The organism is Myxococcus sp. MxC21-1 (assembly GCF_032612255.1).
Classification (GTDB): domain Bacteria; phylum Myxococcota; class Myxococcia; order Myxococcales; family Myxococcaceae; genus Myxococcus; species Myxococcus virescens.
The window spans coordinates 1,176,890-1,194,483 of the sequence record NZ_CP123278.1 but is presented as its reverse complement, the minus strand read 5'-3'; the positions used below and the strand labels follow the sequence as shown (position 1 = coordinate 1,194,483).

General features: G+C 69.7%; 10 protein-coding genes and 2 pseudogenes. 2 read left to right on the top strand and 10 right to left on the bottom strand.

Annotated elements, in window-relative coordinates:
• Positions 1-5 precede the first annotated feature (5 nt).
• The 3 genes from QEG98_RS05670 to QEG98_RS05660 are packed head-to-tail and all read right to left on the bottom strand — an operon-like array spanning position 6 to position 4,137.
• Positions 6-1,436 carry a DUF1501 domain-containing protein gene (locus QEG98_RS05670; protein ID WP_316566016.1) on the bottom strand — a complete coding sequence of 477 codons (1,431 nt, stop codon included), beginning with the start codon at positions 1,434-1,436 and terminating at the stop codon, positions 6-8.
• Positions 1,437-1,453: 17 nt separating this feature from the next.
• On the bottom strand, positions 1,454-2,113 hold the full coding sequence (locus QEG98_RS05665; RefSeq protein WP_201423979.1) for a hypothetical protein: 660 nt from the start codon (positions 2,111-2,113) through the stop codon (positions 1,454-1,456).
• On the bottom strand, positions 2,113-4,137 hold the full coding sequence (locus QEG98_RS05660) for a DUF1585 domain-containing protein (RefSeq protein ID WP_316566015.1): 2,025 nt from the start codon (positions 4,135-4,137) through the stop codon (positions 2,113-2,115). Before QEG98_RS05660 ends, QEG98_RS05665 begins: the two co-directional genes overlap by 1 nt.
• A gap of 169 nt (positions 4,138-4,306) precedes the next feature.
• Here QEG98_RS05660 and QEG98_RS05655 point away from each other — a divergent pair, with 169 nt between their 5' ends.
• Positions 4,307-4,870: a DUF420 domain-containing protein gene (locus tag QEG98_RS05655; protein ID WP_011551121.1), complete on the top strand. Its 564-nt coding sequence runs from the start codon at positions 4,307-4,309 to the stop codon at positions 4,868-4,870.
• 74 nt (positions 4,871-4,944) lie between these two features.
• On the opposite strand, the gene QEG98_RS05650 is transcribed toward QEG98_RS05655, so the two are convergent.
• From QEG98_RS05650 to QEG98_RS05640, 3 genes and pseudogenes are all read right to left on the bottom strand, one after another.
• Positions 4,945-5,544: a biliverdin-producing heme oxygenase gene (locus QEG98_RS05650; protein ID WP_316567833.1), complete on the bottom strand. Its 600-nt coding sequence runs from the start codon at positions 5,542-5,544 to the stop codon at positions 4,945-4,947.
• A gap of 117 nt (positions 5,545-5,661) precedes the next feature.
• Positions 5,662-8,226, bottom strand: coding sequence for a S8 family serine peptidase (locus tag QEG98_RS05645; RefSeq protein WP_316566014.1), 2,565 nt, complete (start codon positions 8,224-8,226; stop codon positions 5,662-5,664).
• Between the two features lie 70 nt (positions 8,227-8,296).
• Positions 8,297-12,636 (bottom strand): annotated as a pseudogene (locus QEG98_RS05640) (DEAD/DEAH box helicase).
• Positions 12,637-13,315: 679 nt separating this feature from the next.
• Between QEG98_RS05640 and QEG98_RS05635 the strand changes: the two are divergent.
• Entirely contained in the window at positions 13,316-14,209 is an 894-nt protein-coding gene (locus QEG98_RS05635) for a tryptophan halogenase (protein WP_316566013.1), read from the top strand.
• Positions 14,210-14,233: 24 nt separating this feature from the next.
• Here the strand turns inward: QEG98_RS05635 and QEG98_RS05630 are convergent, their stop codons facing one another.
• The 4 genes and pseudogenes from QEG98_RS05630 to QEG98_RS05620 all read right to left on the bottom strand — a co-directional run.
• Positions 14,234-15,289 carry an ABC transporter ATP-binding protein gene (locus QEG98_RS05630; protein ID WP_316566012.1) on the bottom strand — a complete coding sequence of 352 codons (1,056 nt, stop codon included), beginning with the start codon at positions 15,287-15,289 and terminating at the stop codon, positions 14,234-14,236.
• 176 nt (positions 15,290-15,465) lie between these two features.
• Positions 15,466-16,065 (bottom strand): DUF2378 family protein, encoded by a 600-nt coding sequence (locus QEG98_RS05625; protein WP_316566011.1) that lies wholly within the window; start codon positions 16,063-16,065, stop codon positions 15,466-15,468.
• A 66-nt stretch (positions 16,066-16,131) separates the two neighbouring features.
• Positions 16,132-16,392 carry an ATP-binding protein gene (locus QEG98_RS41690; RefSeq protein ID WP_410478058.1) on the bottom strand — a complete coding sequence of 87 codons (261 nt, stop codon included), beginning with the start codon at positions 16,390-16,392 and terminating at the stop codon, positions 16,132-16,134.
• Positions 16,353-17,591, bottom strand: a pseudogene (locus tag QEG98_RS05620) (response regulator); the annotation flags it as partial. The pseudogene QEG98_RS05620 and the gene QEG98_RS41690, both read right to left, overlap by 40 nt.
• Positions 17,592-17,594 lie beyond the last annotated feature (3 nt).

The window sequence follows — 17,594 nt, the reverse complement described above, 5'->3', positions numbered from 1 at the left end:
ACGGCTCAGGCGAGAATGGGACGCAGCGGTTCAACGCGGGTGATGCTGTAGTCCAGCCCCGCGGACGCCAGCACCGTGGCGATGACGTGCTCGGGGAGGATGTTCTCGCCGTTCGGGTCCGACGCGCCGTTGCGCAGGTCGAAGGTGCCCGGCGCCATGCCAATGTCGCCGCTGCGGCCGAACACGAAGTTGTGCTTGATGCCGGCCCCCATCAGCAGCGCGGAGTTGCTCAGGTGGTGGTCACGGCCACCGGAGCTGTTGATGAGCGGCGTGCGGGAGAATTCGGAGAACACCATGATGGTGGTGTGGTCCATGAACTTGCCACCCGCGGGATGGTCGCTCTCACGCAAGTCCTTCACCAGCATGGCCAGGGCGTCGAAGCCGCGCCGCTGGTTGTTGGCCTGCGTGAGCTGGCTTCCGAAGTGGGTGTCCAGGCCGCCCGTGAGGTTGATGGTGACGCACTGGGCGATGCCCTTCTTCAGCGCGGTCGCCACCGTGGCGGCGCGGCCGCGCTCGCCATTCACGTCGGTGGCGCTGGTCAGGTTGTACTTCGTGCGGATGGCCGCCATCTCCGCGCTGTGCGGCTGGTTGGGCCCAACGAGGAAGTCGAACGACTTGTCCAGTCCCTGGGACTGGATGAGCCGCATCTGCTCCTGGCTGTTGGAGTAGGTGGTGCCCACCCCACGCGCGCCATAGGCCGCCTGCTCGCAGTTGACGGGCTGGCCGCGGAAGTCGAGCAACTGCTTCTCGAGTTCGCTGTCCAGCGCGTCGGCGCTGCCCTTCAGCGTCAGAATCAGGTCGTCCCGGCGGCTGACGCGCAGCGCGTTGGCATAGCCACCGTACCGGTCGTTGTACGACTCCACGTTGTAGGAGATGGACGCAATGGGCACGCGCGGCTTCATCTGCCCCACGATTTCAGTCGCCGTGGAGGAGCCACGCGCCGCGCTGCCGATGGGCATCTTCCCGGTGAGGAAGTAGCGGTAGCCCACCTCGTGGCCCAGCGTGTTCATGTTGATGCCGCGCACCACGGTCATCAAATCGTAGTGCCTGGCCAGTTCGGTGCCCACCGCGGGCCCGAAGTCGATGTTCGACCGGCCCACGCCCGGAAGCTCGGCGGGGATGAGCGGCCGGGCCTCGAAGCGGGTGTCGTTGATCTGGTCGTAGCCCGGGAGGATTTTCGTCTCCGAGGCACGGTCCGCGGTGAACTCGGTCGGGTCTCTCGGGTCGAAGGCCAGCAGCTGGTCCCATCCACCGTTGAAGTAGACGAACACGAAGCAGCGGTCCGCCGGCGCCATCTCCGCCGCCTGGGCGAAGGCGCGGAAGGGCAGTCCACCCAGCAGGGCGGAGCCCATGAAGCCAGCGGTGGCCTTGAGGAAGGTACGGCGCCCGTGGGCACAGCCCTGGGAGCAATTCTCGTCGTGGCGGTTCTTCTTCATCGCGGTCACTCCGAGCTTCAGTAGGTGATGAAGCGCGGGTCCGTCAGCATGGCGATACACACCACGGCCAACGTCTCATGGCGCTTGGAAGAGGAGAGGGTCTGCACCCGGCTCGCGGCCTGGGTGAAGAAGGACGCCCACTTCGTGAGCTCTTCGCCCGACAGCGGCGAACCCCAGAAGCGGGTGGACATGTAGACGAGCTGCGCGCGCACCTCCGCGTCGGTCAGCTTCGTCAGGTCATCCCACTTCTCTGGCAGCAGGCGGCCCATGGTGCGGGCCGACGCGTCCGTCATGCGCATCTCCGCGGACGCCTGGCTGATGCACACCTTGCGCGCGCCGTCCTCCAGGAACTTGGCGAACACCAGGTTGGGCTCGATGTTCTCGCTCACCACCAGGGCATAGTCCGCGCGCCCCATGGACGTGGCGCGCGAGTCCAGCTCGCTCCAGCGCTGCCCCACCGCCCCGACGATGGCGGCATCCAGCTGGGCCACGGTGAGCCGGCGCGGGGCGCGGCCCACGCTGCCGTCCTGGTCCTCGGGGTCCGGCAGGGGCGTGAAGTCCCCGGGCTGATGCGGGTTGGCGATGGGCTCGATGACGCCGTCCGCGGACTGCGTGTCATCCTTCGTGCAACCGGAGGCCAGCGCGAGCAGCGCGGCGGTCAAGACGAGGCGGCGCATCAGTCAATCCTCCGGTAGGCGTCGGACGTCACCACGCGCTCGATGAGCGCCTTGAGGCGGTGGCCGTTGCGCGCGAAGTCCTGTGCGAAGGGCACCAGGTACATGCGCTGCTCCTCCGCCGTCATCGGGCGGCCGAGGAACTCGGTCCAGATGCGCCGCACCGTGCAGCGCTCCAGGTCACCCGACTGGAGCATCTTCTGCACCAGCAGCGCGGGACCGGCCTCGATGTTCTGCTCTTCGTCCGCCGTGCGGTACAGGTACGTCTTGAGCATGCCCAGGCTGCTGGCACCATCACCGTCGTAGGCCTGCATGATGTACTGGCTGCACTCGCCACCGCAGTTGGTGTCGTTGTTGAGGGCGCAGTCGCGGCACTTCGGGTCGTAGCGAGGGAACTGGTCGGGCGCGAGGAACTGCGCGGAGCGCTCCGCATAGCGGCCCCAGTGCGCGCCGGTGGGCTCCATGGTGGCGTGGCAGTAGTTGCAGCCGCAGCGCACCGCCAGGTTGTTTTCGCGGTTGCACGCGTCCTCCGGCGCGGGCGACGAAGCCCCCGGCGGCGGCGCGAACGTCTTGCAGAGGAAGGCCTCGTAGAAGTGGTTCACCCGCGCGCGGTGCGTGGGGAAGCGGTAGAGGAAGGACGGCGTGGTGAGCACGCCCGCGTGCCCCTCGTCACGCGTGTACTCCGCCCAAGCCTCCGTGTCGTTGTAGGCCACCACCGGCACGGCGCCCTGCGCGGTGGGCGTCGTCACGTTGAAGACGCCCACGCCCTGCTGGTTGCGGAAGTACTCGGACAAGGTGCCGTTCACGAACGAGCGGCGCGTGGTGAGGATGTTGAAGTAGGGCTCGTCGCGCTGCACCACCGACTCGGCGATGCGCAGCGGCTCCTCGTTGAAGGCGGCCACGCGCAGGCTGTGCACGTCCCGGATGTCCTGCGCGGTGACGGCGGGCGTCTCGCAGCGGCGCATGCCCACGCCGCAGCCGCAGCTGCGGTCGGTGGAGAAGCGGGACGTCTCACAGGACGCCATGTTCCAGGGGTTGTGCGTGCGCTCCTGCGCGTCGATGGCGCACACCTTGACGCTCTCCGGCGTCTTGTCGGTGGCCCAGTAGGGCGCGGCCTTGTTCACGAAGCCCTCGCGCAGGACGCAGCCGCGCTGAACCCCGTAGTTGCCCTTGAGTCCGCTGCGCAGCTCCAGGTCCAGCGTGCAGCGCTTCAGCTCGGTGAGCGCTGGCTTGGAGTCCGGGTTCGGGTGCTTGAACGCCTTGATTTTGGCGCCATCCATCTCCTTCACCGTCAGCGCCCGGGTCGTGGTCTTCGTCGGGTCCGGCTCGCAGATGAAGGCCCCCGCGCTGCTGCCCGAGCCGCGCTGGTCGCAGAAGTAGAGGTACTCGTGCTTCGGGTGGCTGGTGCTCAGGAGGTCCGAGCACTTCGCCGTGCCATCCGGCGTGGTCGGCGCGAGCGGCGTACACGCGTAGTAGTTCGTGTCGTAGTCGTAGCTGACGGCCAGCGGCACGCCCTCGTCGTCGTGGCACTTCGTCCGGGGACGCTCGGTGAGCGGCGCCGCGTGCGCGTCTGGCTGCTCCGCCGTGAGGCACTGGTCCTGCGCGATGTCTGAGTTACAGGTCGCGCCATTCGCGCCGCGCAGCGTCGTGGCGGGATTGCCGGCCACGCCATAAGCGGTGGCAATGCCGTTGCCCGTCACCCGCGAGTTCTGGTTGTTGTTGAGGCTTCCGGAGAGGTTCGAGCGCAGCAACGCGCGGTGGTAGTTGCGGATGCGCGCGTTGAACTCGTCCTTCGTCATCATCGCGCGGATGTCTTCCACGCCGATGGAGCCCTTGGCCTGGGCGGCCTGGTACTCCTCGTAGGTGGGGGGACGGCCGAGCAAGTCCAGCGACAGTTGCCGGAGATGCCGTTCCAGGGGCACCTTCGCGACAACTGGTGAACAGACAGCCTCCTCTTGAGCGGAGGCTGGCAGGGCCAGAAGCAAGGCGGCACCAGCCAGGCAGGCAAGGTAGCGCACACGGAGCACGGGGGACCTCCGGAAGAGGGGGTCGGGGGGACCGTTCTCAGTATGCAGGAATTACAGTTTCAGTATCCAGTAGTACCCAGTGGAATATTTCATCCCACATGCATTCCCTAGTAGTGTCAGCCAGTTAGCAAGGGTTGCAACGAAGCCCGCCGCGCGAGACATAGGGCCCATGTCGAACGCCGCCCCTGCCGCGCTGCCGCCCCGGGTGAGTGACCGGGCCTTCTTCATCTTCACCGCCGTGGTGTCCGCGCTGGCATTGGCGTTCATCGGGTGGATTCTGCTGGTGCGCGGCGGCGGCCCGGTGGAAGGGGTGAACCTGCGCTTCCTCCCGGCGGTGAACGCGGGGCTCAACGCCACGGCCGCGGCGCTGCTCATCGGCGGGTGGGTGGCGATCAAACGAGGCGCGCGGCAGGTCCACCAGTACCTGATGGTCTCCGCCTTCACCGCATCCGCGCTCTTCCTGGTCTGCTACCTGTCCTACCACTTCGTGCATGGCGACACGCGTTACGTGGGGGACTGGCGAGGGCTGTACCTGTGCATCCTGGCCAGCCACGTGCTGCTGTCCATGCCCGTGGTTCCCATGGCGCTGGTGGCCTTCTACTTCACGTGGCGCAAGGACTTCGTGCGGCACCGCAAGGTGACGCGGTGGCTGGCGCCCATCTGGGTCTACGTGTCGGCGACGGGCGTCGTCGTGTACTTCATGCTGCGTGGCAGCGCGCCCGCCGTCCTGTGACGCACTGAAGCAGGGCGACGACGACGCAGTCAGGTGGAGGGGCGGGCTCCCGAACGTACTGCCTCAGGTCGATGTCAGGCGGAGACGGGGGCAGGTGCCTGTTCCTGTCGCAGCCAGTCGGCGAAGGCGTCGAAGGTGACCTGCGCGCCCGTCACCACGCGAGCATCGAAGGTGGCTTCCGTCGCGGCGATGGAGGCGTGGTTGACGGCGTCACCGAAGGCACGCCACCGGGGCCCGACCTCATCTCCGTACGCGCGGAAGAAGGAGAAGTCGCCCAGGGCCACGCCGTCGAAGTGGCGGCGCAGGTGCCGGAGGATGAGCTGGCCGCCCAGCGTGGAGCCTTCCAGCACGTAGAGGCAGCCCAGGGCCTCGGGCACGCCCGCCAGCGAGGGCAGCTCCGCGCAGTGTGGCAACCGTTCGAGCGAGGCATCGTCATGGCCAAGCGCGCGAAGGTCCTCCTTCAGGAGAGGCACCTTCCAACGCGCGTGGACGGACAAGCCAGGAACCGCTTCAAGGCCCAGCCTGGCGAGCCGGGCCTCCAGCGGAACGTAGAAGCCGTGAAGCGCTTCCAGGTGACGTCGGTACGCAGTGGGCGTCAGGTCCGCATCCATCAAACGCACCTGGGCCTCGGTGCGCTCGTGGTGCGGGCGCGTCTCACTCTTCAGTCGCTGCATCAAGGACAAGGTGCTTGCACGATGCCGCTGTCACTGCCCGGTGGGAATTGAGAACTGTGGCCAAGTGTCCACCGCTCTACCCCTCGGTCGCTCTGGACACGGGCTCTCAAGCCTTCGTCAGTGACAGAAGCCGCTGGCCGTGCACGTCCGTCCCAGCCCACACGTCAGGCCAGAGGTGCGGCAGTTGGGCTGGCACGCCCCCGAACCCGTGCCGTCGCTGTAGCAGACGTACCCGGGGCGGCAGTCCCCCTGCCCTGTTCCCACCTGCCGCGTGCAGGTCGCCAGACATGCCTTGAGGCCCGAGGAGGAATCCACGATGTAGCACCGCGAACCCGCCGGACACGCGGAGCTGGTGCAATCCATGGAGCAGTACCCGCCCGGATAGTCCGTCACGCACACGCCCCCAGGACAGTCCACGCTGGAGCCGCACGCACTGCCCACCACCAGCGCCGGGTCATCATCGATGGGCGCCAGGGGAATCAGGTCGAAGCTCACATTCTCGATGCGGTCGCCCGCCCCCAGCTCCAGCGGCTCGAAGGAGTCCACGTTGCGCCAGTAGCCGGTGCGCTCGCCGTCCTCGAAGAAGTTGCCATCCTGGTCGTCGTCGATGGTGGCCAACGCGTAGTACGTTCGCGGCGCCAGGGAGATGCTGTACGCATAGTCCGCCGAGGCGCGCGCGACAGCGATGGCCTCCTTTGCGGCCTGCCACTCCCCTTGCGCGTCCTGCCACACGAACGCAATGAGGGCGTCCAGGTCATGGGCGGCGCCCGCCACGCCAATCTTCACCGCCACCGTCGCCGAGCCCGCCGTCCCCGAGCCCACCAGGTTCAGCGTCACCACGGTGTCCCCTCCGGCCAGCCCGGATGCATCCACCGCCACACTCAACGGGGCCGAGCCGAAGGCGGGCACCCGCACCGTGTTGCCCTGCGGGAATGACACCGCCGAGGCATTGGGCCCACTGACGCTGGCCGACACCGTCAAATCGCCGCCCCGGTTGCCGCCCACGTTGCTGAGAATGAGCTGCTGCGTCCCGCTGCCCCGGAAGAACAGTGTGGACGTCGTCACGTTGAGCTGAGGGTCCAACGTGCCGGGGTCCACGTTGGCGACACGGGCCAGCGCCGCGCGCGCGTTGACGAGCCCCGCGCCGCAGCCTTCCGGGCACTGCGCGTTGGTGAGCGGCGTGGCGGTCTCCTTCAAGATGCGCTCCGCTACCTCGGCCTTCAGGCCCGGCTGCGCCGCCAACATCAGCGCAACCACGCCCGCGACGTGAGGCGCCGCCATGCTGGTGCCCTGCGAGAAGGCATAGGCAGGCTGCCCGTTCTCATCCAGCACCGTGGACAGCACGCCGTCCGGATAGCCGTCACCGTTCAGGTCCTCGCGCATCTCTCCGCCAGACGCCACCACGTCCACGTCCACGCCGAAGTTGGAGAAGCTGCTGCGTTGGCCCGCCAGACTGGTGGAGCCCACACAGATGACGCTCTGCTGGTTGCACGGCGTGCTGTTGCGCGCATCCACATCTTCGTTGCCCGCGGCGACGACGATGATGGCCCCGCGTCCCAAGGCCGCGTCGATGGCGTTCTGGTACAGCTCCTGCGGCGGCGAGCTGCCCCCCAGGCTCAAGTTCACCACCTTCGCGGGATTCGGATTGGGCGGCACGCCCGGCACAGTGCCGCCCGTGGCCCAGGTAATGGCCGCGGCGATGTCGAAGCTGCTCCCGCCCTTCTTCCCCAGCACCCGCACGGGAAGCAACCTGGCGTTCCAGGCCACGCCCGCGACCCCCACCTGGTTGTTCGTGTCCGCGGAGATGGTGCCCGCCACATGCGAGCCGTGCCACGACGAGCCGCCGCTGGGCGTGTCCCCGCCTTCGTCCCGCGGATTGCTGTCCCGGCCGTCTCCGTCACCCGCGTTCTGCGGGTCCGAAATCATGTCGTAACCCGGCAACACATTCGTCAGGTCCGGGTGCGGAACGATGCCGCTGTCGATGACGGCCACAACTACGTCCGTTGCGTCCGGCACCAGGTCCCACGCGGCCGGCAGGTTGAGCGTGGGGTAGTGCCACTGAAGGCTGTAGCCCCGGTCATTCGGCGCCGCCGTCGCCCGCATCCGCTCGTTGCGCACCGCGTACGTCACGCCCGGCACCTGGGCGAGCTGCGCCGCCCATTCCTGCGTCTTCGCGGCCGTCACCGCCTTGCCGTCCAGCGGCTCGTAGCCCACCAGGTGCACGTACTCACTCGCGTAACCCTTGTGCACCGCGCGGAAGCCCGGGCGCCGCACCGCCGCCAGCACGCGCTCCGGTGTCAGGCCCGCTTCCTCGAAGCGGAGGATGACGTCCCCGGGAATCGTGGGGTCCTCGCGGGAGGCCCGCTCGAGCGGCGCCGCGCCCGGCTGCGACGGGATGATGCGAAGCCCCGGCACCGCCTTCGGCGCCACCCGCGGCTCGCGCGAGCGCACCGCGTGCATCTCCCGAAGCGTCTCCTTCAGCTTCTCCAGCTCACCCGCGCGAAACGGCGAGCGCACCGTCTGGGAGGCACCGTCGCCAGCGGACCGTTCACTGCTCCGAAAAGGCGTCAGCGTCCCCTGGATGCGCCCGGTCCTGGAGGACGGCTCCCCCGGGTCTTCGTCGTCGCCTGAACAGGAGGTGGCGGAGAGCAGCAACAGTCCCAGCAACAGCAGGCGACGCATTCAGGCGACCCCTCGGAAGAAACGGAAGGGGCGGCACCCTAGCATCCGCTGCCCGACGGGGCCTCACCACTCAGCTCGCCATTGCCTCGCCGCCGTCTTCCGTGTCCTCTCCAACGTTGCCGTCGGCCGCATCGTCCAGTGCGCCGACATCTCGCGGCACGCCGTCCACGTACGTCACCACGTTGCCCGGCATCGCCGGCACCCGCGGCCCGGGCGTCACCACGCCCGTGAGGTTGAGCGGGTCCACACCCGACAACTGCACCCGCACACCGGACGGAGGCTGACGGCGCACCGAGCGCGCCATGTCCACCGCCTCCGGCAGGGCGAACTGTTCGCCCACGAAGCCCGACACGAAGCGGCCACCGCGCACCTCACCGCGCGCTTCCATGCGGCGGTACACGAAGAGCAGCTCGCGCCACGTGGGCGCCAGTGCCTCGCGCATCACCAGGTCGCGCCAGACGATGCCGTAGCGCTGGAGGAAGAGGCGTGCCAGCGAGTCCAGCACATCGTCTTGCGACTTCGGCTCCGCGGGTGTCAGCAGGCTCCAGCGGCCAGGGCCACCGCGTTGGAGCAGCTTCTGCCGCTTGCGGTGCGCCGGGCTCTGGAGCACGCGCAGGTTCTGCACCGCGTCCGCCGTCACCAGCCCGCGCGCCACCAACTCCCACAGCGCGTCCTCGATTTCGGCGGGCAGGCGCCGCGCGCGCGACACCGGTCCTGGAAGAAGCAGGCGCCGCGCCGCTCCAGCACCGCCACCACGTCCTTGGCGGCCGCGCTCAGGTCCGGCGGCGTCCACACGTCCCCGTCCGCCAGCACCGCGTGAGGCCGCGCCGCGGTGAGCATCCACTCCAGGTCCTCGCGAAGGGTGAAGGTCAACGACGCATTGCGCGTGGGCGACGCTCGCGAGCGCGAGGGCGCGGGCTCCGGCGGCGTCACCGGCGCGCCCCGGCGAGGCCCCGGCGCGGGCTTCGCCTCCTTCGTCGTCAGGCGGCCCCAGGCCACCTCACCGGCGTAGCAGGCCCGCTCCAGCAAGTCTGGCGTGTAGCCGCGCATGCGCGCGGGCAGCAGAAAGCGCTCCCAAGCGGAGGCCGGCGCCTCGTACCCCTGCAGCAGCCGCACCGCCTTGAGCAGGCCGGTGGAGCCGCGCAGCGCGTCCAGTTCCTCCAGGTGGTGCCAGCGGAAGAGGAAGCGCATGAAATCCTGCGCGCTCAGCGGCTCGATTTCCTTGCGCAGCCGCCCCACTGTCAGCCGGTGGATGCGCTGGAGCAGGCGCCGGTCGCACCACTCCAGCGGCGGGCTGACCCCATCCGCCAGTGGGACCTCCAGCGGACTGAAACGGCCGCGCAGCACGTTGCCCTGGGCCTCCAGTTGGTGCATGGCCGCGTTGACGGAGTCCTCGTCCAACACGACGAGCCGGGCCAGCTCCGCCACCGTGGTGGGCCCCAGCATCTCCATGCGTCCGCGCACCACCTGGAGCACGGCGGCGTCCCGCTCCACGGGCCGGTCATGCGCCAGCACCGGCAGCGGCGGCTGCATGGGCGCGTCCGGGAAGAGCACCCGCAGCGCGCTGCCCCGCTCCGCCGACACCAGGAAGCGGCCCGCGGGCAGGTCCATCCACGCCACCCGGCCCTGCTCGAACAGGGGCGTCGCCATGCCGCGCGGCACCTCCGCGGCGGGCAGCAGAATCAGCTGCAACAGCGCATCGTGCAGCTCGTCCTCGTCGCGCATGGGCGGGGCGGCGTCCGCCACCACCGTGGCAATCGCCGTCGCGTCCAGCGCGCCGAAGGCCGTCACGTCCTCGGCGGGCATGGCGCGGCGCAGGGCCACGTTGCGCACGCGGCGCTCCTCGGCGGGCGCATCATCCAGGAAGGTGTAGGGCTGGCTGTGAATCATCGCGTGCGCGAAGAGACTGGGCTCCGGCACGTCGCGCGCCAGCAGGCGGATGCGGCCATCACGCATGCCGCGCAGCACCTCGCGCAGGCCGTCCACGTCCATGGCCTCGCGCAGACAGTCATCCATGGTCTGCTTCACCAGCGGATGGTCCGGCAACTCCAGGTCGCCACCACCGTGGTTGTCCTGGCAGCCCACCTGCTCCGGGAACACCGACGCCAGCAGGTCCTCGCTGCGGGCGCGCTGAAGGTTGGGCGCCACGCGCTTGCCCCCCATCATCCGGTGCAGCGCGAGCGACCGCGTGGCCACCCACCGGAAGCGCGTGCCGAAAATCGGCGCCTGGAGCACCGCCTGCACCAGCACCTCCTCCACGTGGTCCGGGTGGAGGAAGTCGAAAATCTCCGCCAGCGGGAAGGAGTGCTGCTCGCCGAGCGACAGGAGGATGCCGTCCTCCGTCGCCGCCGCCTGGAGCTCGAAGTCGAACGAGCGGCAGAAGCGCTTGCGCAGCGCCAGGCCCCACGCGCGGTTGATGCGGCTGCCGAAGGGCGCGTGGATGATGAGCTGCATGCCGCCCGCCTCGTCGAAGAAGCGCTCGGCCACCACGGTGGTGTGGCTGGGCACCGCGTCGAGCATCTTCTGCCCCGTGCGCAGATAGCCCATCAGCGCGTCCACCGCGGGCGGCGGCATGCGCAGCTCCTTCTGGAGGAACGCCGGCGCATCCTCGCGCTGCGTGAGTTCCTCGCGCAGGCGGCCCACCTGGAGCGACAGCTCGTCCGTGCGGCCCGGCGCCTCGCCGCGCCAGAAGGGCACGTTGGGCGGCGCGCCGCGCGCGTCCTCCACCTGCACCGTGCTGCCCGACACGCGCTGGATGCGCCACGCGGTGCTGCCCAGCAGGAAGATGTCCCCGGGCGAGGACTCCACCGCGAAGTCCTCGTCCAGTGTGCCCACCACCTTGCCCTCGGGCTCGGCGGTGACGTTGAAGGTGAAGGTGTCCGGGATGGCGCCGCCATTGGTGAGCGCGGTGATGCGCACGCCGCGCCGGCCCTTGAGGCGCTGATTCACCCGGTCTCTGTGGAGGTGGATGCCCGCGCGGCCCCGGCGCGCCGCCACGCCTTCGGACAGCAGCTCCAGCACGCCCTGGTACTCCTCCCAGGTGAGGTTCCGGTACGAGTACGCGCGTTGGAAGAGGGTGAAGAGCGCGCGCTCGTCCCACTCCTCGCAGGCGCACGCGGCGACAATCTGCTGCGCCAGCACATCCAGCGGCTTCTCCGGAATCCGCACCGCGTCCAGGTCTCCCTCGCGCACGGCGTTGAGGAGCGCGGTGCACTCCATCAACTCGTCCCGCGTCATCGCGAAGAGGATGCCCTTGGAGATGCCGGCCTTGTGGTGGCCCGCGCGGCCCACGCGCTGGAGCAACACGGAGATGGCGCGCGTGCTGCCCAACTGCACCACCAGGTCCACGTTGCCCACGTCGATGCCCAGCTCCAGCGACGCGGTGGCCACCATGGCCCGCAGCTGCCCGGACTTCAGCTTCTCCTCCGCGGCCAGACGGATTTCGCGCGACATGCTGCCGTGGTGCGCCGCCACGGTGCCTTCGCCCAGGCGCTCACCCAGGTCGTGCGCCACGCGCTCCGCCATCTTCCGCGTATTGACGAAGACGAGCGTCGTGCGGTGCGTCCCCGTCAGCTCCACCAGCCGGTCGTAGACCTGCCCCCACATCTCGTGGCTGGCCAGCGACGACAGCTCCGCGTCTGGAATCTCCAGCGTCAAATCCCACGGGCGCAGGTGACCCACCTCCACCCGCTTGCACTCCCGGTGGGAGGCGCCGGCGAGGAACCCGGCGATGGCATCCAGCGGCTTCTGCGTCGCCGACAGGCCGATGAGCTGGGGCCGCGCGTCCGTGAGCGCCTTGAGCCGCTCCAGCGACAGCGCGAAGTGGCTGCCCCGCTTGTCGCGCGCCAGGGCGTGGATTTCGTCCACGATGACGGTGCGCACCGCGCGCAGCGTGGCGCGCGCCTTCTCCGCCGTGAGGTAGAGGTAGAAGGACTCTGGCGTGGTGATGAGGATGTGCGGCGGACGGCGCACCATCTGGGCGCGCTCGGAGGCCGGGGTGTCTCCGCTGCGCACCTGGACGCGCAGCTCCTGCGGACGGAAGCCCTCCGCGCGGGCCCGGGCGAGCAGCTCCTCCAGCGGCTGGAGCAGGTTCTTCTGCACGTCGTTGCCCAGCGCCTTGAGCGGCGACACGTAGAGCACCTGCGTGCAGTCCGGCAGCGTGCCTTCCAGCGCCAGCCGGAAGAGCGCGTCCAGCGCGGCGAGGAACGCCGTCAGTGTCTTGCCACTGCCCGTGGGCGCGGCGATGAGCACGTCCTGGCCCGCCTGGATGAGCGGCCAGCCCTCGACCTGGGGACGGCTGGGCTCCCCCAACCGCTCCGCGAACCAGCGGCGCACCACCGGATGGAACGGTGCCAGCGCCGGATGCGCCGCGTACTCCGTGGCGAAGTCGAGGCTGATTTGCGGGGCCATGGGCACCTCCGCAGCTAGCCTGAACACAGGTACAGCCCGGCGTCAACGCGACAGAACGTCGTGAGTAGGCCTCCACTGCGGGTGCTCCCCTCACCAGGCGGGGGCCCGGCGGGACGCCAGCCTTGCGTGCGGGCATGACGCTGACGCGTCACGGGAGCAGCGTGACGCGTCATCCACCACCCGGCACAAGCCACCGCACACAGCGGAAGTCCGTGACACGGAGCACGCGCACAGATGCACCGCGCCTCGCCGCCAGGAGGAATGTGCCTTGCACATCGCCCCTCGGAACATGAGGAGCGAAAGCTTGAGCCCCACCCACGAGATTCTCCGGGCCCCCATCGAAACCAGGCGCCCTGAGCCCTGCCGCAACGGGACGCGCGCCGCCGCGCGGAGGGGCGCGCCATGAGCGAAGCCTCCTACGACGTCGCCATCATCGGAGGCGGCCCAGCGGGCGCGGCCATGGCCGTGGCCTTGCGAGACCGGCGCCCTTCTTGTCCGTCGTCATGCTCGAGCGCACGGATTACGACACGCACCGCCCGGGCGAGACCTTGTCACCCGACCTCCGCATTCCCCTGTCCCGGCTCGGTGTCTGGAGCAGCTTCCTGCGCGATGGACACCGGCTTCGCGCGGGACGTCCTCGTGCTGGGGCCGCGCGGAGCCCCGCGTCCAGGACACGCGGATGTCGCCCTGGGGCTCCGCCTGGCACCTGGACCGGGCGCGCTTCGACGAACGGCTCAGCCTGGAGGCAGCCCGGCAAGGCGTCCGCGTCCTTCGCCTGACGACCCTGCTGGACGTCGAGTCCATCGCGAAGGAGGGCTATCGGCTGCACCTCTCCCAACGCAAGACAGGCGCGCTCACGCTGCGGGCGCGCTTCGTCGTGGATGCGACCGGATGGAAAGCCACCTTCGCCATGACCCAGGGCGCGCGGCGCCGCATCCGCGACCGCTGCTTCACCGTTCATGGCGCGTTCCAGCTCCGGCCAGGGGAATCGTTCCCCACGGATGCCCTGGTGGAATCATGTCCGGAAGGCTGGTGGCACTCCGCGCGACTGCCCTCGGACTGTGTCGCCGTCACCCTGGTGGGTGATGGAGATTCCTTGCACGGACTGCGATGGGCGACACCGGAACCGTGGGCGGCCCTGCTCGAACAGGCCCCCGTCACCCGGGCCAGACTGGCGGTCTGCGACTTCACCGGAGAGCCTCTCGTCGCGGCGCCCGTGCTCGTCGGCGAACTCGACCGGATGCACGGTGAGCGCTGGCTCGCCGTGGGCGATGCGGCCTGCACACATGACCCACTGTCCGCCCAGGGTATCTTCAGCGCGCTGGACTCCTCGCTCCTCGCCGCCCAAGCCCTGGAGCAATACCTGCGCGGTGAAGTGGATGCGCTCCGCACCTACGAGGAGACACTTCATCTGCGCTTCGACGAGCACCTGCGCAGGCGAAGCCACACCTACTGCGAGGAGCAACGGTGGCCCGACGCGCCCTTCTGGAAGAACCGGCACGCGGCCTTCCCCGCCATGACACCCGCTGCGGAGCAGCGCTCCGCGCCAGCGGCCACCGGGCTCGCCCCATGAGGCACCGCGCCGTCCCAGCGCCTCTCAGAAAATCCAGAGGCGCTCCTTGGGGAACGCGAGCGTGTAGGCCCCCGGGGCCAACGACTGGCGTGTCGAGGCGCGCAGTGTCTGTCCTTCGACCTGGAACTGGTGCTCCCAGCGTCCTCCCACGTAGATGGAGCTCGCCAGCGCAGCCGGGAGCCGGTTCTCCCCGGGCCCAGACGCCAACTGGAGCTCCTCCACGCGAATGACGCCCGTGGCCGCCTCACTCGAGGCGCCCTCGCCTCGCAGCAGGCCCCACAATGACTGGCTTCCCACCTGGAGCCGCGCCTCGCCGTCGCGCCGCTCCACCACGCGGCCGGACAAGGTGTTGTTCACCCCCATGAAGTCGGCGGCGAACAGGCTCCGGGGCTCCGTGTAGAGCTGCTCCGGCGTCCCGTCCTGCACCATCCGCCCACCGTCCAGCAGCATGATGCGGTCGGCGATGGCCATGGCCTCCACCTGGTCATGGGTAACGAAGAGCGCGGTGAGCCCCAGCCGCTTGATGAGCGCGCGAATCCACACGCGCGCCTCCTCCCGCAGCTTCGCGTCCAGGTTGGACAAGGGCTCATCCAGGAGCACCAGCGGCGGCCCGTAGACGAGCGCCCGCGCCAGCGCCACGCGCTGCTGCTGCCCACCGGAGAGCTGGCTGGGGAACCGGTCGCCATACCCCTCCAGGCCCACACCCTGGAGCACCTCGCGCACGGCCCGCTCCACCTGCTCGCGGGGCTGCTTGCGCAGCCGCAGGCCGTAGGCCACGTTGTCGAACACCGTCTTGTGTGGCCACAGCGCGTAGGACTGGAACACCAGCCCCAGGTCACGCCGCTCTGGCGGCAGGTTCACCTTCGCCGCCGCGTCGAACACCGTGCGCTCACCGATGTGGATGCGCCCTCGCACCGGCGTCTCCAGTCCGGCGACGGAGCGCAGCAGCGTGGACTTGCCGCTGCCGGAGCGGCCCAGCAGCGCCACCACCTCGCCATCTCGGAAGTCGGCGGTGATGCCCTTCAGGATGTCATTCGCGCCGAGCCGGACGTGGAGGTCCTCGACGAACAACCGGGCCATGCGGTGACTTCCTTCCGGACAGGGAGCGCGTCCGGCCGGCATCGTGCGCCAGCTCGCGGAAGGGAGCCAGCGCCAGCGCACCCTCAACGGGTGCTCCAGCGCCTCCACCGGCAACCGAGACACTTGGAGACGGAGCGAGTCCAGCGGGAAGGGCGCGTCGCGGCGACGCTCCCGCCTCAGTGGACGCGACGGGGACCGGTACCGGCAACGGGCGCCCGGCTGGCGGCCTTCGACCAGGTGACTCGGAAGGTGGCCGCCGTACCGTCGAAGGCGATGGGCTTCACCTCCACATGCCCCGCGCCCGCCGACCGCAGCGTCTCCGCCAGGAAGCCCGCCGCGAAGTCCGGCGTGTCCGCCGTGACGTCCTTCATCCACAGCGTGGCGCTGTCCTGCGTGGACTCCTCTACGCGGACCTCATTGAAGTTGTTGCCGGCCCGGACGTTGTACGGCACCCGCTCCAGCGTGCGCCGCGGCCCCAGCTGGGTGACGAGCGACAGGCTGGCCCGGCCCACCGACGTCTGCCGGAAGCCCTGGAGGAAGCGCGCGCCCAGCGCGAAGCTGGCCTCGTGCGGAGGCAGGGCCGGGAAGACATCCTGCGCCGCCACGCGAAGGAAGGCGCGCCACTGCTCCAATGTGTACTGGGGGCGCAGCGGCTCCGACAGGTCGAGCCCCACCGCCTTCAAGCGCTGGCGTCCATCCCGGGTGAGATACGGCCCGAGCGCCCGCACGAAGAGCGCTTCCACGGACTGAGCGAAAATGAGCTTCTCTGACGCCATGCACGGAAGGTGGTAGCGGCAACCCCAAACGGGGAGTCGCGAGGCGCCCCAACCGTCAGCTATTCATCATCGTGGCAGGCGAATGAGGAAGGTCGTGCCCTCCGTCGCACTGGAGGCCACCTGCGCGTCCCCGTCATGCGCCCGGACAATCTGCCGGGTGATGTAGAGGCCCAGCCCCAGGCCGCTGGGCGCGCCCGCGTCACTGGCGGTGCGCCGGCCCCGGCGCCGGCGCCGAAGACATGGGGCAGGTCCTCCGCGGGGATGGGCGTGCCACGGTTGTGGATGCGCAGCACCACCTCGCGCTCGGAGCCCTCGGCGCCCACCCACACGGTGCTCTCCGCCGGGCTGTACTTCAGCGCGTTGGCCACCAGGTTGCCCACGGCCTGCTCCAGGCGGTCGGAGTCCCACTTCCCCAGGCCATCGCCCTTGGACTCCAGTTCCACCACCCGGCCAGGATGGCTGGCGCGCAGCTCGTCCACGGTGCGGCGCACCACCTCGAACACGTCGCACGGCGAGCGCACCACCGGAATGCCGCCGCCCAGCCGCGAGCGCGCGAAGTCCAGCAGCTGGCGAATCATCCGGTCCATGCGCTCGGCGCTGGTGAGGATGCGCTCGGTGAGCATGCCCTGGCGCTCGTCCAGCCCCCCCTTGCGCCGCAGCTGCTGCGCGGACATGGACAGCGCGTTGAGCGGGTTGCGCAGGTCATGCCCCAACATGCCGATGAACTGCTCGCGGAACTCCTCCGCGCTGCGCGACTCCGTGACGTCCCGCAGGGAGGACATCACCGCCAGCACCTCGCCGCCGGCCCCCAGCGCGGGCGACAGGACGTAGTCGAAGTACCGCGGGCCCCGGTCCGAACCCAAGACCATGGTGCCTCGCTGCACCTGCCCCGTGCGAAGGGCCACCCGCACCTGTTCGAGGTACGGCGTCAGCGCCCCATCCGCGGCCTGCATCTCATCCAGTGTCCTGCCCGGGGCATGCACGGCGTGGCTGCCGCGTGAGGCATACAGGGACTGATTGGCCGACAGGACGCGCCCGGTCTCGTCGTAGAGCGCGATGGGGTCCGCCGCGCAGGAGATGGCCAACTCCAGGAGCTGGCGCTGGTGCACCACCTCGCGGGACAGCTCCTTCACCTCGCGCTCGGCCTGACGCAGCCGGAGCAGCGCGTGGACCTGGGCCACCAGCTCCTCCGGGTCCACCGGCGCCACCAGGTAGCCGTCCGCGCCGTGCTCCAGGCCCTGCGCCCGATCGCCCGGCCCCACGGCCTGTGCGGACAGGTGGAGCACCAGGGCACCCTGTGTGCGAGGCGTCTCCTTCAACCTCCGGCACACCTCCAGGCCGCTGATGTCCGGCAGCCGCACGTCCAGGATGACGAGGTCCGTGTCCTCGGTCACCAGGGCAAGCGCATCCATCCCGGAGGCGGCGTCCACGACGCGGAAGCCCGCGAGCCCCAGCACGCGGGAGGTGACATAGCGGCTGGCCGCGTCGTCGTTGACGTTGAGGATGAGCGCGGAAGTGGGAGGCATACG